General features: G+C 26.8%; 1 protein-coding gene. It reads left to right on the plus strand.

Going from position 1 to position 261, the window contains the following annotated elements; genetic code table 11:
* The coding region (locus ACP3VS_RS24460) for a hypothetical protein (RefSeq protein WP_426390328.1) at nt 1-261 on the plus strand (261 nt) is incomplete at both ends.

A 261-nucleotide genomic window follows, 5' to 3' on the forward strand; every position in this document is an offset into this window, starting at 1 on the left:
GATTAGCTAACTTTGGTCGAGCCGTATCTGAAATTGAAAGCAAAAATATTAGTGCTAAAGAAAAACAGAAATTGTATAATATTGAGATTCAGAAACTCAAAGATATCATTCCAAATGTGAATTTGTATTCTAAAGACTTTGCTAAGTTCCTTTCAGATATTGATAAAAATGCAAAAGATGCTGCAAATGGAATTAAAACATTATTAAATGAACAAAATAATCTTTTTGAAAGTTTAGAAACGATAAGTAAATCATTAGATG

Origin of the sequence: Lysinibacillus sp. VIII_CA, from assembly GCF_049943995.1 — a bacterium.
In the GTDB taxonomy this organism is placed as follows: Bacteria; Bacillota; Bacilli; order Bacillales_A; family Planococcaceae; genus Lysinibacillus; species Lysinibacillus pinottii.